This is a genomic window from Pseudomonas sp. 10S4, from assembly GCF_034344865.1.
GTDB lineage: Bacteria > Pseudomonadota > Gammaproteobacteria > Pseudomonadales > Pseudomonadaceae > Aquipseudomonas.
This window is the reverse complement of the sequence record NZ_CP133774.1, coordinates 7,178,335-7,196,339: the sequence shown is the minus strand read 5'-3', so window position 1 is coordinate 7,196,339 and position 18,005 is coordinate 7,178,335. Positions and strand designations below refer to the sequence as shown.

Sequence of the window (18,005 nt, the reverse complement as noted above, 5' to 3'; positions counted from 1 at the left end):
CAAAAAAATGTCATACGAGCTGTCTAAAATCCGTTATAAAGCTGCAATCTATTTATAGGCAGAGGGTCCCTGGGTTTGAGGAGTGAAGCTTTCAGTTGAAAAACTGAAAAGTCTTTCTATACACTTACCCACTGGCCAGCTGCCTGAATTTGTCCATTAGGAGTGAAAACAAGGTATGAGCACCATCGAAGAGCGCGTCAAGAAAATCGTTGCTGAGCAACTGGGCGTTAAAGAAGAAGAAGTGGTCAACACTGCTTCCTTCGTTGAAGACCTGGGTGCCGACTCCCTTGACACCGTTGAGCTGGTGATGGCTCTGGAAGAGGAATTCGAGACCGAAATCCCTGACGAAGAAGCTGAGAAGATCACTACTGTACAAGCTGCAATCGATTACGTTACTAACCACCAGGCTTAATAGCTTGTAATCGTTGCTTGCTGTCATGGAAAAACCGCACTGCCATCACGGCGTGCGGTTTTTTCTTTAGGCCTGATGCAAAGTCGTCATTTGAAAAAGGAGAGTGCTGTGTCGCGTAGACGCGTCGTAGTCACCGGTATGGGTATGTTGTCGCCACTGGGCACGGATGTGCCGAGCAGTTGGCAGGGCATTCTGGCTGGCCGCAGTGGCATTGGTCTGATCGAACACACCGACCTTTCTGCCTATTCCACCCGCTTTGGCGGCTCGGTAAAGGGCTTCAATGTCGAGGAGTATCTGTCGGTCAAGGAAGCTCGCAAGCTCGACCTGTTCATTCAATACGGTCTGGCCGCAGGGTTCCAGGCTGTGCGCAACTCCGGTCTGGAAGTCACTGACGCCAACCGCGAGCGCATCGGCGTGGCCATGGGTTCGGGTATTGGCGGTTTGACCAATATCGAAGAAACCAGCCGCACGCTGCATGATTCCGGCCCTCGTCGAATTTCACCGTTCTTCGTGCCTGGCTCGATCATCAATATGATTTCCGGTTTCCTGTCCATCCACTTGGGTGCACAGGGACCTAACTACGCCATCGCCACCGCATGTACCACCGGTACGCACTGCATCGGCATGGCGGCACGCAACATCATGTACGACGAAGCCGACGTGATGATTGCCGGCGGCGCCGAGATGGCGGCCTGCGGTCTGGGCATGGGCGGCTTCGGTGCCTCCCGCGCGCTGTCGACCCGCAACGACGAACCAGCCCGCGCCAGCCGTCCATGGGACAAGGGCCGTGATGGCTTCGTGTTGTCTGACGGTGCTGGTGCACTGGTTCTCGAAGAACTGGAGCACGCCAAGGCTCGCGGCGCGACGATCTACGCCGAGCTGATCGGGTTTGGCACCAGTGGCGATGCCTACCACATGACTTCGCCTCCCGCCGATGGCGCCGGTGCTGCACGTTGCATCACCAATGCCCTGCGCGACGCCAAGATCAATGGCGACCAGGTTCAGTACATCAATGCCCACGGCACCTCGACTTCGGCCGGCGACCTCGCCGAAGCCCGTGCGATCAAGTCGGTGTTTGGCGACCACGCTTACAAACTGGCGGTCAGTTCGACCAAGTCCATGACCGGTCACCTACTGGGTGCAGCGGGCGCGGTCGAGGCGATCTTCAGTGTGCTGGCGATCAACAGCCAGGTAGCGCCGCCGACCATCAACCTTGATGAGCCGGACGAAGGCTGCGACCTCGATTTTGTGCCGCACACCGCGCGCAACATGGATATCGATGTGGTGCTGTCCAACTCCTTCGGGTTTGGCGGTACCAACGGCTCGCTGGTGTTCCGCCGGTTCGCGGACTGATGGACAGCTGGGTCGACGGTCAGCCGGCTGACGCTCTGTCGCTGAAGGATCGCGGCCTGGCTTACGGTGATGGTCTGTTCGAGACTATCGCTGTGAGGCGTGGGCAACCGTTGTTGCTGGATCGGCATCTGTCGCGTCTGGCTGACGGCTGTTCGCGCCTGGCGATCGCTGCCGATCACCTGTTGATTCGCAGCGAGTTGCAAGCCTATGCCGCCGTGCTGGGTGAAGGCGTGCTCAAACTCATCCTCACCCGCGGCGACGGATTGCGCGGTTACGCCCCCGATCCTGCGGCCCGCGCCCGGCGCATTCTGCAAGGCAATCCTCCCGCTGCTTATCCTGTTATTCATGGGGAGCAGGGCGTTCGTTTGTTCCCTTGTGCGACACGATTGTCCAAACAACCTTTGCTCGCCGGCCTCAAGCACCTGAATCGACTTGAACAGGTTATCGCCCGTTCCGAGTGGCAAGACGCCGAGCACGCCGAAGGCGATGCTCGATCAGGCCGGTCGGGTGATCGAATGTGTCTTCAGCAATCTGTTCATGGTCCGCGATGGCGTACTGATCACTGCCGATCTCAAACGTTGCGGCGTGGCCGGCGTGATGCGCGCTGAGTTATTGTTTCAGGCTGCGTCATTGGGAATCCCCACGCAAATTACCGACATCAGCCTCGATCAGCTGCAATGGGCCGATGAAGTATTCATCTGCAACAGCGTGTATGGCATCTGGCCGGTGCGCGCCTATGCAGCACTGAGCTGGTCGGTTGGCCCGCTCACCCGTAAACTCCAAACCATTGCCCGCGCGCTACTGGATGCTTGATACGTGAGACGTAAATTCTTGCTGCTGCTGGAAACCGGACTGGTTCTGGCGGGGCTGCTGTTGGGCGCTTCGGCCTGGAAAATCAATTCGGCGCTGGAACAGCCGCTGAACATCACCCAGGAAGAACTGCTGGAGGTGCCCAAAGGCTCTACGCCGACCGGCACATTCATTCGACTCGAAACCGATGGCGTCATCAAAGACGCGTTCTGGTTGCGCGTCTATTGGCGTTTCAACCTCGCCGGCACACCGATCCACAGTGGTGAGTACCGCATGCTGCCCGGCATGACCGTCGACGGTTTGATCGATCTGTGGAAGCGCGGCGAAGTGGTGCAGTACAGCGTGACGTTGGTCGAGGGCTGGAATTTCCGTCAGGTCCGCGCGGCGCTGGCCAAGGACGACAAGCTCAAACAAACCCTGACGGGGCTGACTGATACGCAAGTGATGGACAAGCTGGGCCATAGCGGAATTTTCCCTGAGGGCCGCTTCTTTCCGGACACTTACAGCTTTGTGCGTGGCATGTCCGACGCCGAGCTGCTGAAAAAAGCCTATGACCGACTCGACGAAGTACTCGCCAAGGAATGGGACAAACGATCCGTTGACGCGCCGTACACCGAACCCTATCAGGCGCTGATCATGGCCTCGCTGGTGGAGAAGGAAACCGGCGTGCCACAAGAACGTGGGCAGATCGCCGGCGTCTTTGTGCGGCGGATGGCGATCGGCATGTTGCTGCAGACCGATCCGACGGTGATCTATGGCCTCGGTGATCGTTACCAGGGCAAGTTGACTCGCGCCCATCTCAAGGAAGCGACGCCGTATAACACCTATATGATCTCCGGACTGCCGCCGACGCCGATTGCCATGGTCGGCCGTGAAGCGATTCATGCGGCGTTGAACCCGGTGGCCGGCAACAGCCTGTATTTCGTGGCCCGCGGTGACGGCAGCCATGTGTTCTCCGATGACCTGGACGCCCACAACACGGCAGTGCGCGAGTTCCAGCTCAAGCGTCGTGCCGATTACCGCTCCAGCCCGGCACCGGCCAACGCTCCGGTGACGCCGGATGCCGAAACGCCGATACCCGCCGCATCCCCCGATACCGCGGCCGAAGAAGTGCCTCAGGTGCCGACGCAGAAGCCCGCTCCTGCACCGACGGCCGCGCCTGAACCATCACCGCCAACACCAGCGCCGGCGCCAGAACCCGCACCCGCACCCGCGCCTGTGCCGGATGCACCCGCGCCGCAAAGCCCGCAATGACTCTGATTAAGGACTGCCTGTGACTGGCTTGTTTATTACCCTCGAAGGCCCTGAAGGCGCCGGCAAGAGCACCAATCGCGAATACCTGGCCGAGCGCCTGCGCGCCGCCGGTATCGAAGTGCTGTTGACCCGCGAGCCGGGTGGTACGCCGTTGGCCGAGCGCATCCGCGAAGTGCTGCTGGCGCCGGTGGACGAAGTCATGAACCCCGACACGGAGCTGTTGCTGGTGTTTGCCGCGCGAGCCCAGCATCTGGCCGAGGTGATTCGCCCGGCGCTGGCGCGGGGCGCGGTGGTCTTGTGTGACCGTTTTACCGACTCGACTTACGCTTATCAGGGTGGCGGTCGCGGTTTGTCGCTGGAGCGCATCGCGACGCTGGAAACCTTCGTCCAAGGTGACTTGCGCCCGGACCTGACGCTGATTTTCGATCTGCCGGTAGAAGTCGGCCTGGCCCGCGCCAGTGCGCGCGGTCGACTGGATCGCTTCGAACTCGAAGGTCGAGCCTTTTTCGATGCCGTGCGCAGTGCTTTTCTCAAGCGTGCTGAAGCAGATCCTGCGCGTTATGTGCTGGTGGATGCTGCCCAGACGTTGCCGCAGGTTCAGCAGTCGCTGGATGCGTTGTTGCCGCGCTTGGTGAGTTGTCCCGTGGCTGAGGCCTACCCATGGCAGGACGCCCTCTGGCAGCAATTGGCGGGGCGTAAACAGCACGCTCACGCGTATTTGCTGCATGGCCCGGCCGGAATCGGCAAGCGTGCCTTGGCCGAACGGCTGATGGCGCATTTGCTGTGTCAGCGTCCAACCGCGCAGGATGCTTGCGGTGAGTGCAAATCCTGCCTGTTGCTCAAGGCCGGCAGTCACCCCGACAACTACATCCTCGAGCCGGAAGAGGCGGACAAGGCGATCAAGGTCGATCAGGTCCGTGATCTGGTCGGCTTCGTGGTTCAGACTGCACAGATGGGCGGGCGCAAAGTGGTGTTGATCGAGCCGGCAGAGTCGATGAACGTCAACGCCGCCAACGCCTTGCTCAAAAGTCTTGAAGAGCCGTCCGGCGATACGGTGTTGCTGCTGGTCAGCCACCAGACCAGTCGTTTGCTGCCAACGATCAAGAGCCGCTGCCAGCAGCAGGCCTGTCCGCTGCCGAGCGAGGCGATGAGCCTGGCCTGGTTGGCGACGGCGCTGCCGGATTGCTCGCAAGAAGAACGCGTCGAACTGTTGACCCTCGCCGCCGGTTCGCCATTGGCCGCGGTCAAGTTGCAGACCCAGGGTGTGCGCGAACAGCGTTTGCTGGTGGTTGAAGGCGTGAAGCAGTTGCTCAAACAGCAAAAATCACCGACCCAGCTTGCGGAAGAATGGAAAAGCATCCCGCAATTGCTGTTGTTCGACTGGTTCTGCGATTGGTCGAGCCTGATCCTGCGTTATCAGTTGACCCAGGATGAGGAAGGTCTGGGCCTGACGGACATGCGCAAGGTCATCCAATACCTGGCGCAGAAAACCGCGCAGGGCAAAGTGCTCGCCATTCAGGACTGGATCCTCGCCCAGCGTCAGAAAGTGATGAGCAAAGCCAACCTCAATCCGGCGTTGCTGCTTGAGGCGCTGCTGGTGCAATGGGCCTCTTTGCCTATCCAGAAGTGACCGTGTGCGCCTAGACTCTGACCATCAGCAGTGGAGGTCAGCATGAATGAACCGCTCAACACCGGACCCCGTAACGGCATCTTGTCCCTGACCATTAAGGACAAGTCCGTGCTGTACGCCGCCTACATGCCGTTCATCAAGAACGGTGGCCTGTTCATCCCGACCAACAAAAGCTACAAGCTGGGGGATGAAGTGTTCATGTTGCTGAACCTGATGGACGAGGCGGAAAAAATTCCGGTCGCCGGCAAAGTTACCTGGATCACTCCCAAAGGTGCGCAGGGTAACCGGGCCGCCGGAGTTGGCGTGCAGTTCAATGACGGTGACAACACCGCCCGCAGTCGAATCGAAACCCATCTGGCCGGAGCCCTGAAATCCGACCGTCCCACTCATACGATGTAAGTTGCAGCCCTTTATGCTCGTAGATTCCCATTGTCACCTTGATCGCCTCGACCTCGCCGCCCATGACGGCTCTCTGGATGCCGCACTCGATGCCGCGCGTCAGCGCGGGTAGGGCACTTTCTGTGTATCGGCGTCAGCGTCGAAAATGCCGCCGATGTCAAAGCCCTGGCCGAGCGCTATGACGACGTCGATTGTTCGGTGGGCGTGCATCCGCTGGATGTTCAACCCGGTGCCGCGCCCGCGCTCGATTGGCTGCTGCAGGAGCTGAATCATCCACGCGTGGTGGCGATCGGTGAAACCGGCCTGGATTATCACTACGAGCCGGAAGCGGCCGAGCTCCAGCAGGAATCGTTCCGCCTGCACCTGCAAGCCGCCCAGCAGACCGGCAAACCGGTGATCATCCACACCCGCGGTGCTCGCGCCGATACGTTGAACCTGTTGCGCGAGGCCGCATTGCCGCAGGCTGGCGTGCTGCATTGCTTTACCGAAGACTGGGACATGGCCAAGGCAGCGCTGGACATGGGCTATTACATTTCTCTGTCCGGGATTGTGACCTTCCGCAATGCCGATGCCCTGCGCGACGTCGCGAGCAAAGTGCCGGCCGACCGTTTGCTGGTGGAAACCGATTCGCCGTACCTGGCGCCGATCCCTTATCGCGGCAAACCGAACCTGCCGCAATATGTGCGGGAAGTGGCAGAGTTTCTGGCGATGCTGCGCGGTGAGTCCTACGAGCGTTTTGCCGAGCAGACGACGGAAAACTTCAAGCGACTGTTCCCGCTTGCGCATGTGAAAGGTTAAATCGCAGGCAAAAAAACCCGGGTTCTGGGGGGTGAATCCGGGTTAAGACCATTAGGAGTAAAACAAAGGTACGCGGTCCGTTGGTACCTATATCGGCGCGACACTTGGGGGAGATGCCTCGCCGACAGTTCAAGTATTGATCAGTATTGCGCCGACGCCAGTTTCGCCGCCCCGGTTTTTAAACAAATTTGGAATACGGGCGCTTCGGAAGAGTTCTCATCAATCGTCGACCCTGCATGAAATCATCAAGAAACACAGATATGCTCGGATGATCCGTGCATTTTGGCGCAAGTTAGGCATAATACGCGGCTTCGAATTTTGACCCCAACAGACCTTTTCTTATGCATAAAGAACCTCGTAAGGTCCGTGAGTTTCGTCGCCGCGAGCAAGAAATTCTCGATACCGCGCTCAAGCTGTTCCTCGAACTAGGTGAAGACAGTGTCACCGTCGAGATGATTGCTGATGCCGTCGGTATCGGCAAAGGCACGATCTACAAGCACTTCAAATCCAAGGCGGAGATCTACCTGCGCCTGATGCTCGATTACGAGCGCGATTTGAACGAGCTGTTGCATTCGGCCGATGTCGACAAGGACAAGGAAGCCCTGTCCCGGGCCTACTTCGAATTCCGCATGCGCGATCCGCAACGCTATCGCTTGTTCGATCGCCTGGAAGAAAAGGTGGTCAAGGGCAACCAGGTGCCGGAGATGGTCGTGGAGCTGCACAAGATCCGTGCCTCGAACTTCGAACGCCTGACCCTGCTGATCAAGGGCCGGATCAGCGAAGGCAAGCTCGAAGACGTGCCGCCGTATTTCCATTACTGCGCGTCCTGGGCGCTGGTGCACGGCGCCGTGGCGCTGTATCACTCGCCGTTCTGGAGCAATGTGCTGGAAGATCAGGAAGGCTTCTTCCAGTTCCTGATGGACATCGGCGTGCGCATGGGCAACAAGCGCAAGCGCGATACCGACACGCCAAGCAGCTAAATCATTCAGCGCCCTTATTGCGCCATTATTTCGCTACATGGCGCAGTACCGCAGGAATATACTCAGGCTTAGGACTTGCTAAAACTTGATTTGTGAGTCAAGTTTTAGCGGTCCGAATATCCTTTCGCCGGAGTGATCATGATCGTTGACCGTCAAGGCAGGCGTTTTCGCAATTTGCGGATCAGCCTGACCTCAGCCTGCAATTACGCGTGTACCTATTGCGTGCCTAACGGCAAGCGGTTGGTGGCAGCGCAGGATGAACTGTCGGCCGAGGCCATGGCGCGTGGCGTGGCGTATCTGATCGAAGCCGCCGGCATCGAGCGTTTGCGCATCACCGGCGGCGAGCCTCTGGTCAGCCCCAAACTCGAAGCCTTCATGACTGCCGTCGGCCAGATGGGCCTTGAGGACATCAGCCTCACCACCAATGGTCAGTTGCTGGCGAAAAAACTGCCGCTGCTGGTGGATGCCGGCATTCGGCGCATCAACGTTTCCCTCGATACCCTGGACGCCAGTGCGTTTCGCACCATTGCCCGTGGTGGCGATCTGGCGACGGTGCTCGACGGCATGAATCAGGCCGCTGCTGCCGGCATCAAGATCAAGGTCAACATGGTGCCGTTGCGTGGGCAGAACCTCGATCAGGTGATGCCGCTGCTCGATTACTGCCTGGAACGTGGCTATGAGCTGCGGTTTATCGAGCTGATGCGCATGGGCCACCTGGCCAGCGACAACAACGCCTTCCTACAACAGTTCGTCAGCCTTCAGCAGTTGCTGAGCCTGATCGGCGAACGCTACGAATACCTGCAAGCCGACGCACCGGTGGATGCCACGGCGGTACGCTACGCGATTCCGGAGCTGGGCCACTTCGGCGTGATCGCCAACGAAAGCGTGCCGTTCTGCCGGACCTGTTCACGCCTGCGGCTGTCGTCCACCGGTTGGCTCCATGGCTGCCTGTCGTCGAGTAATCGGCACTATGTCGGCGACCTGCTGGACAAGCCACGTCATCAAGCGCTGCCGGCCTTGCAGCGACTGCTGGTAAAAGCCCTGGGGGATAAGCAGGAAGTGGCGTTCTCCGGTGGCGCGACCATCATGAAAATTATCGGCGGCTGAAAGCCCCTCTGTGGCGAGGGGCTTGCCCCGTTGGGCCGCGAAGCGGCCCCCAATCATTCCCGTGTTGCGTCAGAAACACCGCATTCACCGACTCTACGACTGCTGCGCAGCCGAACAGGGGCAAGCCCCTCGCCACAGGTTTGTATTCCCAAGCCTGAAATCTCGATCAACTCAAGGACTGGCGCGGAAGCTGCATTCAACGCCCATTCGCCGGTTTTCCGTCACCGGCCTCTGGAGGGTAGGATGCGTAGCCTGGTTTTGCTGCTGGCCGTTTTGGCGCTTGGTGGCTGCATGAATGTCAGCGATATGGGCGAAGGTGTTCGCTACCACATGAGCGACGCGGGGCTGTTGGATCACAGCAACAGTCAGCGCTCGAACAACTTCCGCATTCAGCCGGACTCGTTCATCTTCATCGCCCAAGGTGCTTTCGCGCCACCGGGCAGCGCCTACCCACGCCCTAACGTGGTGGCGGAAACCGCCTTCGAAGGCTTTATCGAATACTTCCCCATGGTCCGTCGCGCCCAGGCGCCGGAAGGTCTCGATGCTGCCATGGGTGAAGCTCGTGCTGCTGGCGCGCATTACCTGCTCTACACCCGTTTCGCCAAGGCTGACGACCGTATCGGCAACTCGGACGAATTGATCGACCAGGAAGCCGTAGATCGCCTCGGTCTCGACAGCGGCGTGATTCAGATCATGTTGATCGAGACCAGCACCCAGTATTTGATTGATACTGCACGGATCAAGAGTCGTGGCGGTTTACTGACGTTCCACGATACCAAGCCTGAAGACCTGATAGGCCCGCCGCTGGCGCAATATGCTCGCGGCTTGTTAGGGCTCAGCGACCAGTAATTCAAAGGAGATCGCCATGAGTGGCCCGCAAAAAGCCGTCGACCTGTTGGGGCAAATCCCCAAGACCAAAGGCTTGCCCCCGGTCCACCTGTGGAACCCCGACTTTTGCGGCGACATCGACATGCGCATCGCCCGCGACGGCACCTGGTATTACCTGGGTACGCCGATCGGGCGTAAGCCGATGGTCAAGCTGTTCTCCACCATCATTCGCCGCGACGGCGATGATTACTTCCTGATCACCCCGGTCGAGAAAGTCGGCATCAAGGTCGATGACGCACCGTTTGTGGCGATTGCCGTGGACGTCGAAGGCGAGGGCGAAGCCCAGGTCTTGCGCTTCACCACCAATGTCGATGAGACCGCCGAGGCGGGCACTGAACATCCCATTCGCGTGATGATTGATCCAGTGACCCAGGAGCCTGCGCCGTACGTGCACGTGCGGACCAACCTTGAAGCGTTGATCCATCGCAATGTGTTCTACCAATTGGTGGAACTGGCGGTGAGCCGTGAAATCGACGGGCAGCGATGGTTGGGTGTGTGGAGCGGCGGGGAGTTCTTTCCCATCGGGCTTGAGCCGTAACGCGCGATGTTTTTTTGTTCCGGACAATGGCCCGCTATTAAGCGGGCCATTTTTTTGGGGTCTACAAACCTTTGTCCTTGAGCCGAGCGGCATGCTCAAGATAGAGGTGGACCGGGCTTACGTTCCAACTCGTGATCCCGGCCATTTGATTGACCGCATCAAAATGGTCCATGGGGTAATCCGAACGAATGACCTTGCCCAAGTGCGAGCTGTACTGTCCGACCAGTCCATCGTTGGCGTGTTTCTCTTTATAAAATAACTTCGACAGCACGATACAGTTCAAATGAGTCGGATCGAGTGGTTGCAGGCTTTGAAAGTTTTGTACGATCCCGCTCCAGGAATAGTAATAGACCCCGTTTTCAACTTCGTTGCCTTCCCCGCCCCAGTGTTTCGGCACCCCTTGTGGGTATTTCTTATTGAAGGCTGCCAATCCCGCGCTGGTCAACGATTCGAAAGCTGCTTGAGGGTCCTGTGGGTTTTGCGGGTGGCCACTGATCAGCGATATGAAGGTGCCGACCGCTCCAAACAGCGCCAGCACGAACGCTTCCGGCAACTCTCCGGGCGTCAAAGCCTTATGCAACTGATCGGCAATTTCGGAACCATGATTGGGGCAACTGACCGAGGTGACTGACGCTACCTTTTCCGGGTGCAGCGCTGCTACATAGCGTGCGGACAGTGGACCTTGGCTATGGCCGATCAGATTGACCTTGGCTGCTCCCGTTTCCAGCAAAATGCGATTGACGTGTTCGAGCAGTTTTTCACCGCGTTCCTCGTTTCCATTAACCGCTGGAATGTTAACGGTAAACACTTTGGCGCCGGCCCGTTCCAGCGCTTCCTTGATGTCGAAGAAGTAGGGATAGCCGGCGATTGTGTCGAAGCCAAAAAGGCCGTGGACCAAAACAATTGGGTATTGCGTAGACGCATCCATGTTCATGCTCATACCTGTCGATAGCGGACTTTAGTGAAACAGATGCTATTGACTGCCTGATCTGTCGCGGGCTAACCGTAGGTCACAAAATGGGTTGTTTCAAATCGCTTGAGAAAAGCACCGTCAGCCTGGAAGGGCCGTTTGCCGGATCAGAAAAAATCAAATTGACACCCAATCATATGATGATTAGCGTGACCTCCATCGCGAACGGCTTTTTGCCGTCCCTGCCTCGAGGTTTTCATGTCCAGCAGTTTTCATGCGTCGACGGTCGATTGGCTAGGCTGCTGGATTGCCGCCGGCCAAGTTAAGCCCGGCGAAACCATCAAGGTTGAAGCCGACCTGGGCGAGCAGCTCGGGGTCAGTCGCACGGTCGATCCGCGAAGCCATCAAAACCCTGGTTGCCAAAGGCATGCTCGAAGTCGGGCCGAAGGTCGGCACACGAGTGCTGCCGGTGCGCCGCTGGAACCTGTTTGATCCGCAAGTCGTCGGCTGGTTGTCCCGCAGCGGCTTGCCGGAAAACTTTGTCGACGACTTGCTCGACTTGCGCCGCACCATCGAACCCATGGCGGTGCGCTGGGCCTGCGAGCGGGCCACTGTCGAACAGGTTCAAGCGATCCTTCAGGCTTACAACGCGCTGGAACGAGCGGTGGATAGCGGCATCGACTACAACCGCGCCGACCAGTTCTTCCACGAGTGCATCCTCGCCGCCAGCCACAATCAATTCATCGAACAAATGGTCCCGGCCCTCGGCGCGCTGCTGGCGGTGTCGTTCGAAGTGTCCGCTGCCGACCCGGACGAACTGCGCCGCACACTGCCAATCCACAAAGACATGGCCGACGCCATCGCCGCCCGGGACGCCGCGCGGGGTGTGTGGGCCTGCATGACCCTGATCGACAACGCCGACCTGGCCATCAAGCGTTTCTACCCGCAAGTCATGGCCGACAAAAAAGCCAGCTGACCACACAAGTGCCCTTGTAGGAGCGAGGCTTGCCCGCGAAGGCGTCGACACATTCAACATGGGTGTCACAGATACACAGCCTTCGGGAGCAAGCCCCCTCCCACCTAAAACAAGAACAATGCAGGAGGTTTCATGACGTGGACTGCCGTTACCCAACACCGGGCACAGCTCGGTGAAGGCCCGTTCTGGGATGCGTCAACCCAGGCGTTGTACTGGGTAGACATCGCCGGCAAGCAAGCGCTGAGGCTGATCGGTGCCAACGTGCAGATCTGGCAAATGCCCGAACACGTGTCCGCCTTCATCCCCTGCGAAAGCGGCGATGCGCTGGTGACCATGACCAGCGGAGTGTATCGGCTGGACCTGGATTCGCCAGGCCTGGAACCGCGCCTCACCTTGCTTTGTGTCGCTGACCCGCAACCCGGCAATCGCCCCAACGAAGCCCGCTGCGATGCACTCGGCCGGCTCTGGCTCGGCACCATGCAGAACAACATCGGTTTACAGGGCGAGGACTTGCCCATCGAGCGCCGCTCCGGTGGCTTGTTCCGCATTGATGCCGACGCACGGGTGACGCCGCTGCTCCGAGGGTTGGGCATTCCCAACACCCTATTGTGGAGCGATGACCTGACCCGCGTGTATTTCGCCGACAGCCTCGACCGCACGCTCTATCAACATGTCATTCGCACCGACGGTAGCCTCGAACCTGCGCAAGCCTGGTTCGGCCCCCACGAACGCGGCGGCCCGGATGGTTCGGCGATGGACGCGCAGGGCTATCTCTGGAACGCCCGATGGGACGGCAGCTGTCTGCTGCGATTAAGTCCCGAAGGCCATGTCGATCAAATCATTGAACTGCCGATCAGCCGCCCAACCAGCTGTGTGTTCGGCGGCGAAGACTTGAAAACCCTGTACATCACCAGTGCCGCCAGCCCGTTTAACCATCCGTTGGACGGCGCGGTGCTATCGATTCGGCTCGATGTGCCTGGAAAAACCTGCATCCGGTTTGCCGGATAAATCCCAATATATGAGACGTAAAATTATATATTGAGATTATTTGGTGGTCGGGTTTATAGTCGGCTCCATCAGTTACACGCACTCACACTTAAAAAAACAAAACAGGTGAAGTGATGCAGCGATTTTCTCAAAAGCTTTTCGGCCGGACATCGACAGATGCCCGGTTTTTGTCGTGCCTGAAAAAGGGAGTCTGGATTCATGGCTGAACCTCTTTCCTTGCCACCGGTGCCCGAGCCGCCGAAGGGCGAACGACTGAAAAACAAAGTCGTGCTGTTGACCGGTGCGGCTCAAGGCATCGGTGAAGCCATCGTCGCCACCTTTGTTTCCCAGCAAGCCAAGCTGATCATCAGCGATATCCAGGGCGAGAAAGTCGAAAAAGTCGCGGCCCATTGGCGGGACAAAGGTTTTGACGTCCAGGCGATCAAGGCTGACGTGTCCAGCCAGCAAGACCTGCACGCCATGGCCAGACTGGCCGTCGAACGTCACGGCCGGATCGACGTGCTGGTCAACTGCGCCGGGGTCAACGTGTTCCGCGATCCGCTGGAAATGACCGACGAAGACTGGCGCCGTTGCTTCGCCATCGACCTGGACGGCGCCTGGTATGGCTGCAAAGCCGTGTTGCCGCAGATGATCGAGCAGGGTATCGGCAGCATCATCAACATTGCCTCGACCCATTCCACCCACATCATTCCCGGTTGCTTCCCGTACCCGGTAGCCAAACACGGCTTGCTCGGCCTGACCCGCGCCCTCGGCATCGAGTACGCGCCGAAGGGCATTCGCGTCAACGCCATTGCGCCGGGCTACATCGAAACCCAACTGAACGTCGACTACTGGAACGGTTTTGCCGACCCACATGCTGAGCGTCAGCGGGCGTTTGACCTGCATCCACCGCGCCGCATCGGTCAGCCGATGGAAGTGGCGATGACTGCCGTATTCCTGGCCAGCGATGAAGCGCCATTCATCAATGCCTCATGCATCACCATCGATGGTGGTCGCTCGGTGATGTACCACGACTGAGTAAGTGGATTTCAGCGCGGAACTCCGTCTGAATTCCAATCATAATACGATATGACTATTCGCTTCACGGTTTGACCGCTGCATCGGCTTTCAAATAACGCTCAAAAAAAATAACAAGGAGTCAGCTTATGAATCGTCGTCGTGGGATCCGTTCCCTGTGCTGTGCCGCTTTGGCGGTCACGGCGGTCAGCCTGAGCAGTTCGCTGCTGGCGGCCGAGCAAGTGAAGATCGGTTTTCTGGTCAAGCAGGCGGAAGAGCCCTGGTTCCAGACCGAATGGGCTTTCGCTGAAAAGGCCGGGAAAGAGAAGGGCTTCACCGTGATCAAGATCGCCGTGCCTGACGGCGAGAAAACCCTCTCGGCCATCGACAGCCTGGCGGCCAACGGCGCCAAGGGCTTCGTCATTTGCCCGCCGGACGTCGGCCTCGGCCCGGCCATCGAGGCCAAGGCCAAGCTCAACGGTTTGAAAGTGATGGCGGTCGATGACCGGTTTGTCGATGCCAACGGCAAGTTCATGGAAGACGTGCCTTACCTCGGCATGGCGGCTTTCGAAGTCGGCCAGAAACAGGGTGCCGCCATGGCCACCGAAGCTAAAAAGCGCGGCTGGGACTGGAAAGAAACCTACGCGGTGATCAACACCTTCAACGAACTCGACACCGGCAAGAAACGCACCGACGGTTCGGCCAAGGCGCTGGAAGATGCGGGCTTCCCGAAAGACCACATCCTCTACACCGCACAGAAAACCCTCGACGTACCGGGCAGCATGGACGCCACCAACTCGGCGCTGGTGAAACTGCCCAGCGGTGCGAAAAACCTGATCATCGGCGGCATGAACGACAACACCGTGCTCGGCGGCGTGCGCGCCACCGAAAGCGCCGGGTTTGCGGCGGCCAACGTAATCGGCATCGGCATCAACGGCACCGACGCCATCGGCGAACTGAAAAAGCCTAACAGCGGCTTCTTCGGCTCAATGCTGCCTAGCCCGCACATCGAGGGCTACAACACTGCGGCGATGATGTATGAGTGGGTGACCACCGGCAAAGAACCGCCGAAATACACCGCCATGGACGATGTGACGCTGATCACGCGTGAAAACTTCAAGCAGGAACTGGAAAAGATCGGCCTGTGGAACTGAAGGCCGGTTGATTTCATCGGCGGCCCTGGCGACGGGGCTGCCTGATCTGTGTGATGAGGTGGTTATGCAAGCGCAAACACAAACACAAGAACACCGCGGCGACAGCTTGCGCTTCAACGGGATCGGCAAGACCTTTCCCGGCGTGAAGGCGCTGGACGGCATCAGCTTCGTTGCGCATCCGGGGCAGGTGCATGCCTTGATGGGCGAGAACGGCGCGGGCAAATCGACGCTGCTGAAAATCCTCGGTGGCGCCTACATCCCGAGCAGCGGCGATCTGCAGATCGGCGAGCAGACGATGGTCTTCAAGTCCACCGCCGACAGCATCGCCAGCCGCGTGGCGGTGATCCACCAAGAGCTGCACCTGGTCCCGGAAATGACCGTGGCGGAGAACCTGTTCCTCGGTCACTTGCCGGCGAGTTTCGGTCTGATCAATCGCGGCGCCTTGCGCCAGCAAGCATTGGCCTGCCTCAAGGGCCTGGCGGATGAAATCGATCCGCAAGAGAAAGTCGGACGGCTGTCCCTCGGCCAGCGGCAACTGGTGGAAATCGCCAAGGCGTTGTCCCGTGGTGCCCATGTGATTGCGTTCGACGAACCGACCAGCAGCCTCTCGGCCCGAGAGATTGATCGTTTGATGGCGATCATTGGGCGGCTGCGGGACGAAGGCAAAGTGGTGCTCTACGTCTCTCATCGCATGGAAGAAGTGTTCCGCATTTGCAACGCGGTGACGGTGTTCAAGGACGGCCGCTTCGTGCGCACGTTCGAGAACATGAGCGAACTGACCCACGACCAATTGGTGACCTGCATGGTCGGTCGCGACATTCAGGACATCTACGATTACCGCCCACGCCAGCGAGGTGCAGTGGCGATGAAGGTCGACGGGTTGCTCGGGCCGGGCCTGCGTGAGCCGGTAAGTTTCGAGGTGCACAAAGGCGAAATTCTCGGGCTGTTCGGTCTGGTCGGCGCGGGTCGCACCGAGTTGTTCCGGATGCTCAGCGGGCTGACGCGCAACACCGCCGGACGCCTGGAGCTGCGCGGTCATGAACTGAAACTGCGTTCACCGCGGGATGCGATTGCCGCCGGGATTTTGCTGTGCCCCGAGGACCGCAAGAAGGAGGGCATCATGCCGCTCTCCAGCGTCGCCGAGAACATCAACATCAGCGCCCGTGGCGCCCATTCCACCTTCGGTTGCCTGTTGCGCGGCCTGTGGGAAAAGGGCAACGCCGACAAGCAGATTGCCGCGCTTAAAGTGAAGACGCCCAGTGCGTCGCAGAAAATCATGTACCTGTCCGGCGGCAATCAGCAGAAGGCCATTCTCGGTCGCTGGCTGTCGATGCCGATGAAAGTCCTGCTGCTCGACGAGCCGACTCGCGGCATCGACATCGGCGCCAAGGCCGAGATCTACCAGATCATCCACAGTCTCGCTGAAAGCGGCATCGCGGTGATCGTGGTGTCCAGCGACTTGATGGAAGTCATGGGCATTTCCGACCGCATCCTGGTGCTCTGCGAAGGCGCGCTGCGCGGTGAACTGTCCCGCGACGAAGCGAATGAATCCAACTTGCTGCAACTGGCTTTGCCGCGCCAACGCGCTGACAGCGTGGCGAACTGAGAGGTGACTATGATGACAATCCAAAACAACGCTCTGCCGACCCCGCGCAAACCTCTGGACCTGCGGCGTTTTCTCGACGACTGGGTCATGTTGCTGGCGGCCGTCGGGATCTTTCTGGCGTGTACTTTGCTGATCGACAACTTCCTGTCGCCGCTGAACATGCGCGGCCTGGGGCTGGCGATTTCCACCACCGGGATTGCCGCGTGCACCATGTTGTATTGCCTGGCGTCCGGGCATTTCGACTTGTCGGTGGGCTCGGTGATTGCCTGCGCCGGCGTGGTCGCGGCGGTGGTGATGCGCGACACCGACAGCGTGTTCCTCGGTGTTGTCGCTGCGCTGTTCATGGGCCTGATTGTCGGGTTGATCAACGGGATTGTGATCGCCAAGTTGCGGGTCAATGCGTTAATCACCACGCTGGCGACCATGCAGATCGTCCGTGGTCTGGCGTACATTTTTGCCAACGGTAAAGCGGTGGGCGTGTCGCAGGAGCAGTTCTTCGTATTCGGCAACGGCCAGTTGTTCGGCGTGCCGGTGCCGATCCTGATCACCATCGTCTGCTTCCTGTTTTTCGGTTGGCTGCTGAACTACACCACCTACGGGCGCAACACCATGGCCATCGGCGGTAACCAGGAAGCGGCGCTGCTGGCCGGGGTGAACGTTGATCGGACCAAAATCATCATCTTCGCCGTGCACGGTTTGATCGGGGCGTTGGCCGGGGTGATTCTCGCCTCGCGCATGACCTCGGGCCAGCCGATGATTGGCCAGGGTTTTGAACTGACGGTGATCTCCGCCTGTGTGTTGGGCGGGGTGTCGTTGAGTGGCGGGATCGGCATGATTCGGCATGTGATTGCCGGGGTGTTGATTCTGGCGATCATCGAAAATGCGATGAACCTGAAGAACATCGATACGTTTTATCAGTATGTGATTCGCGGTTCGATCCTGTTGCTGGCGGTGGTGATTGACCGACTGAAACAACGCTAAATAAATTCACCTGCCTCACACAAAATGTGTGGGGGCAGGAGGTCCAGTGTGGGAGCGGGCTTGCTCGCGAAAGCGTCGGCACATTCAATATTGATGTGTCAGACAGACCGCTTTCGCGAGCAAGCCCGCTCCCACATCTATGATCCTCCTTCCTTCCATCACCTCCCTCAAAAAATTCCTTGCTCGCCCGACCCTGTTTCGGTTA

General features: G+C 58.9%; 15 protein-coding genes and 4 pseudogenes. 18 read left to right on the top strand and 1 reads right to left on the bottom strand.

Annotated features, from left to right (window positions below):
• Positions 1-175: 175 nt before the first annotated feature.
• From acpP to RHM58_RS33410, 12 genes and pseudogenes are all read left to right on the top strand, one after another.
• Entirely contained in the window at positions 176-412 is a 237-nt protein-coding gene (acpP, locus tag RHM58_RS33465; protein ID WP_003442511.1) for an acyl carrier protein, read from the top strand.
• A 108-nt stretch (positions 413-520) separates the two neighbouring features.
• The gene (gene fabF, locus RHM58_RS33460; protein ID WP_201205744.1) at positions 521-1,765 is read left to right on the top strand and encodes a beta-ketoacyl-ACP synthase II; all 1,245 of its coding nucleotides are present in this window, start codon (positions 521-523) and stop codon (positions 1,763-1,765) included.
• Positions 1,765-2,578 (top strand): annotated as a pseudogene (pabC, locus tag RHM58_RS33455) (aminodeoxychorismate lyase). Before fabF ends, pabC begins: the two are co-directional and overlap by 1 nt.
• A 3-nt stretch (positions 2,579-2,581) precedes the next feature.
• Positions 2,582-3,829: an endolytic transglycosylase MltG gene (mltG, locus tag RHM58_RS33450; RefSeq protein WP_322269327.1), complete on the top strand. Its 1,248-nt coding sequence runs from the start codon at positions 2,582-2,584 to the stop codon at positions 3,827-3,829.
• 19 nt (positions 3,830-3,848) lie between these two features.
• A pseudogene (tmk, locus tag RHM58_RS33445) lies at positions 3,849-4,463 on the top strand (dTMP kinase); the annotation flags it as partial.
• A gap of 9 nt (positions 4,464-4,472) precedes the next feature.
• A complete protein-coding gene (locus tag RHM58_RS33440; RefSeq protein WP_201205736.1) occupies positions 4,473-5,459 on the top strand; it encodes a DNA polymerase III subunit delta' in 987 nt (328 codons plus the stop codon).
• Positions 5,460-5,501: 42 nt separating this feature from the next.
• Positions 5,502-5,858 carry a PilZ domain-containing protein gene (locus RHM58_RS33435; RefSeq protein ID WP_123406950.1) on the top strand — a complete coding sequence of 119 codons (357 nt, stop codon included), beginning with the start codon at positions 5,502-5,504 and terminating at the stop codon, positions 5,856-5,858.
• A 13-nt stretch (positions 5,859-5,871) separates the two neighbouring features.
• Positions 5,872-6,656: pseudogene (locus RHM58_RS33430) on the top strand (TatD family hydrolase).
• A gap of 341 nt (positions 6,657-6,997) precedes the next feature.
• Entirely contained in the window at positions 6,998-7,636 is a 639-nt protein-coding gene (locus RHM58_RS33425) for a TetR/AcrR family transcriptional regulator (RefSeq protein WP_201191498.1), read from the top strand.
• A gap of 138 nt (positions 7,637-7,774) precedes the next feature.
• Positions 7,775-8,743, top strand: coding sequence for a GTP 3',8-cyclase MoaA (locus RHM58_RS33420; protein WP_201205731.1), 969 nt, complete (start codon positions 7,775-7,777; stop codon positions 8,741-8,743).
• A gap of 243 nt (positions 8,744-8,986) precedes the next feature.
• Entirely contained in the window at positions 8,987-9,592 is a 606-nt protein-coding gene (locus RHM58_RS33415) for a DUF4823 domain-containing protein (RefSeq protein WP_201205729.1), read from the top strand.
• 16 nt (positions 9,593-9,608) lie between these two features.
• The gene (locus RHM58_RS33410; protein ID WP_322269325.1) at positions 9,609-10,169 is read left to right on the top strand and encodes a DUF1285 domain-containing protein; all 561 of its coding nucleotides are present in this window, start codon (positions 9,609-9,611) and stop codon (positions 10,167-10,169) included.
• Positions 10,170-10,230: 61 nt separating this feature from the next.
• Here RHM58_RS33410 and RHM58_RS33405 read toward each other — a convergent pair whose 3' ends face one another.
• Positions 10,231-11,103, bottom strand: a complete 873-nt coding sequence (locus tag RHM58_RS33405; protein WP_201257006.1) for an esterase/lipase family protein — start codon at positions 11,101-11,103, stop codon at positions 10,231-10,233.
• 234 nt (positions 11,104-11,337) lie between these two features.
• On the opposite strand from RHM58_RS33405, the pseudogene RHM58_RS33400 reads away from it, so the two are divergent.
• The 6 genes and pseudogenes from RHM58_RS33400 (at position 11,338) to araH (ending at position 17,800) form a co-directional block, all read left to right on the top strand.
• A pseudogene (locus tag RHM58_RS33400) lies at positions 11,338-12,055 on the top strand (FadR/GntR family transcriptional regulator).
• 132 nt (positions 12,056-12,187) lie between these two features.
• Positions 12,188-13,063, top strand: coding sequence for an SMP-30/gluconolactonase/LRE family protein (locus RHM58_RS33395; RefSeq protein ID WP_322269324.1), 876 nt, complete (start codon positions 12,188-12,190; stop codon positions 13,061-13,063).
• Positions 13,064-13,261: 198 nt separating this feature from the next.
• Positions 13,262-14,080, top strand: coding sequence for an SDR family oxidoreductase (locus RHM58_RS33390; protein WP_201205721.1), 819 nt, complete (start codon positions 13,262-13,264; stop codon positions 14,078-14,080).
• A gap of 128 nt (positions 14,081-14,208) precedes the next feature.
• Positions 14,209-15,213, top strand: a complete 1,005-nt coding sequence (locus tag RHM58_RS33385; RefSeq protein ID WP_322269323.1) for a substrate-binding domain-containing protein — start codon at positions 14,209-14,211, stop codon at positions 15,211-15,213.
• 64 nt (positions 15,214-15,277) lie between these two features.
• A complete protein-coding gene (gene araG / locus RHM58_RS33380; protein WP_322269322.1) occupies positions 15,278-16,819 on the top strand; it encodes an L-arabinose ABC transporter ATP-binding protein AraG in 1,542 nt (513 codons plus the stop codon).
• 12 nt (positions 16,820-16,831) lie between these two features.
• Positions 16,832-17,800: an L-arabinose ABC transporter permease AraH gene (gene araH / locus RHM58_RS33375; protein WP_322270936.1), complete on the top strand. Its 969-nt coding sequence runs from the start codon at positions 16,832-16,834 to the stop codon at positions 17,798-17,800.
• The last annotated feature ends 205 nt before the right edge of the window (positions 17,801-18,005 follow it).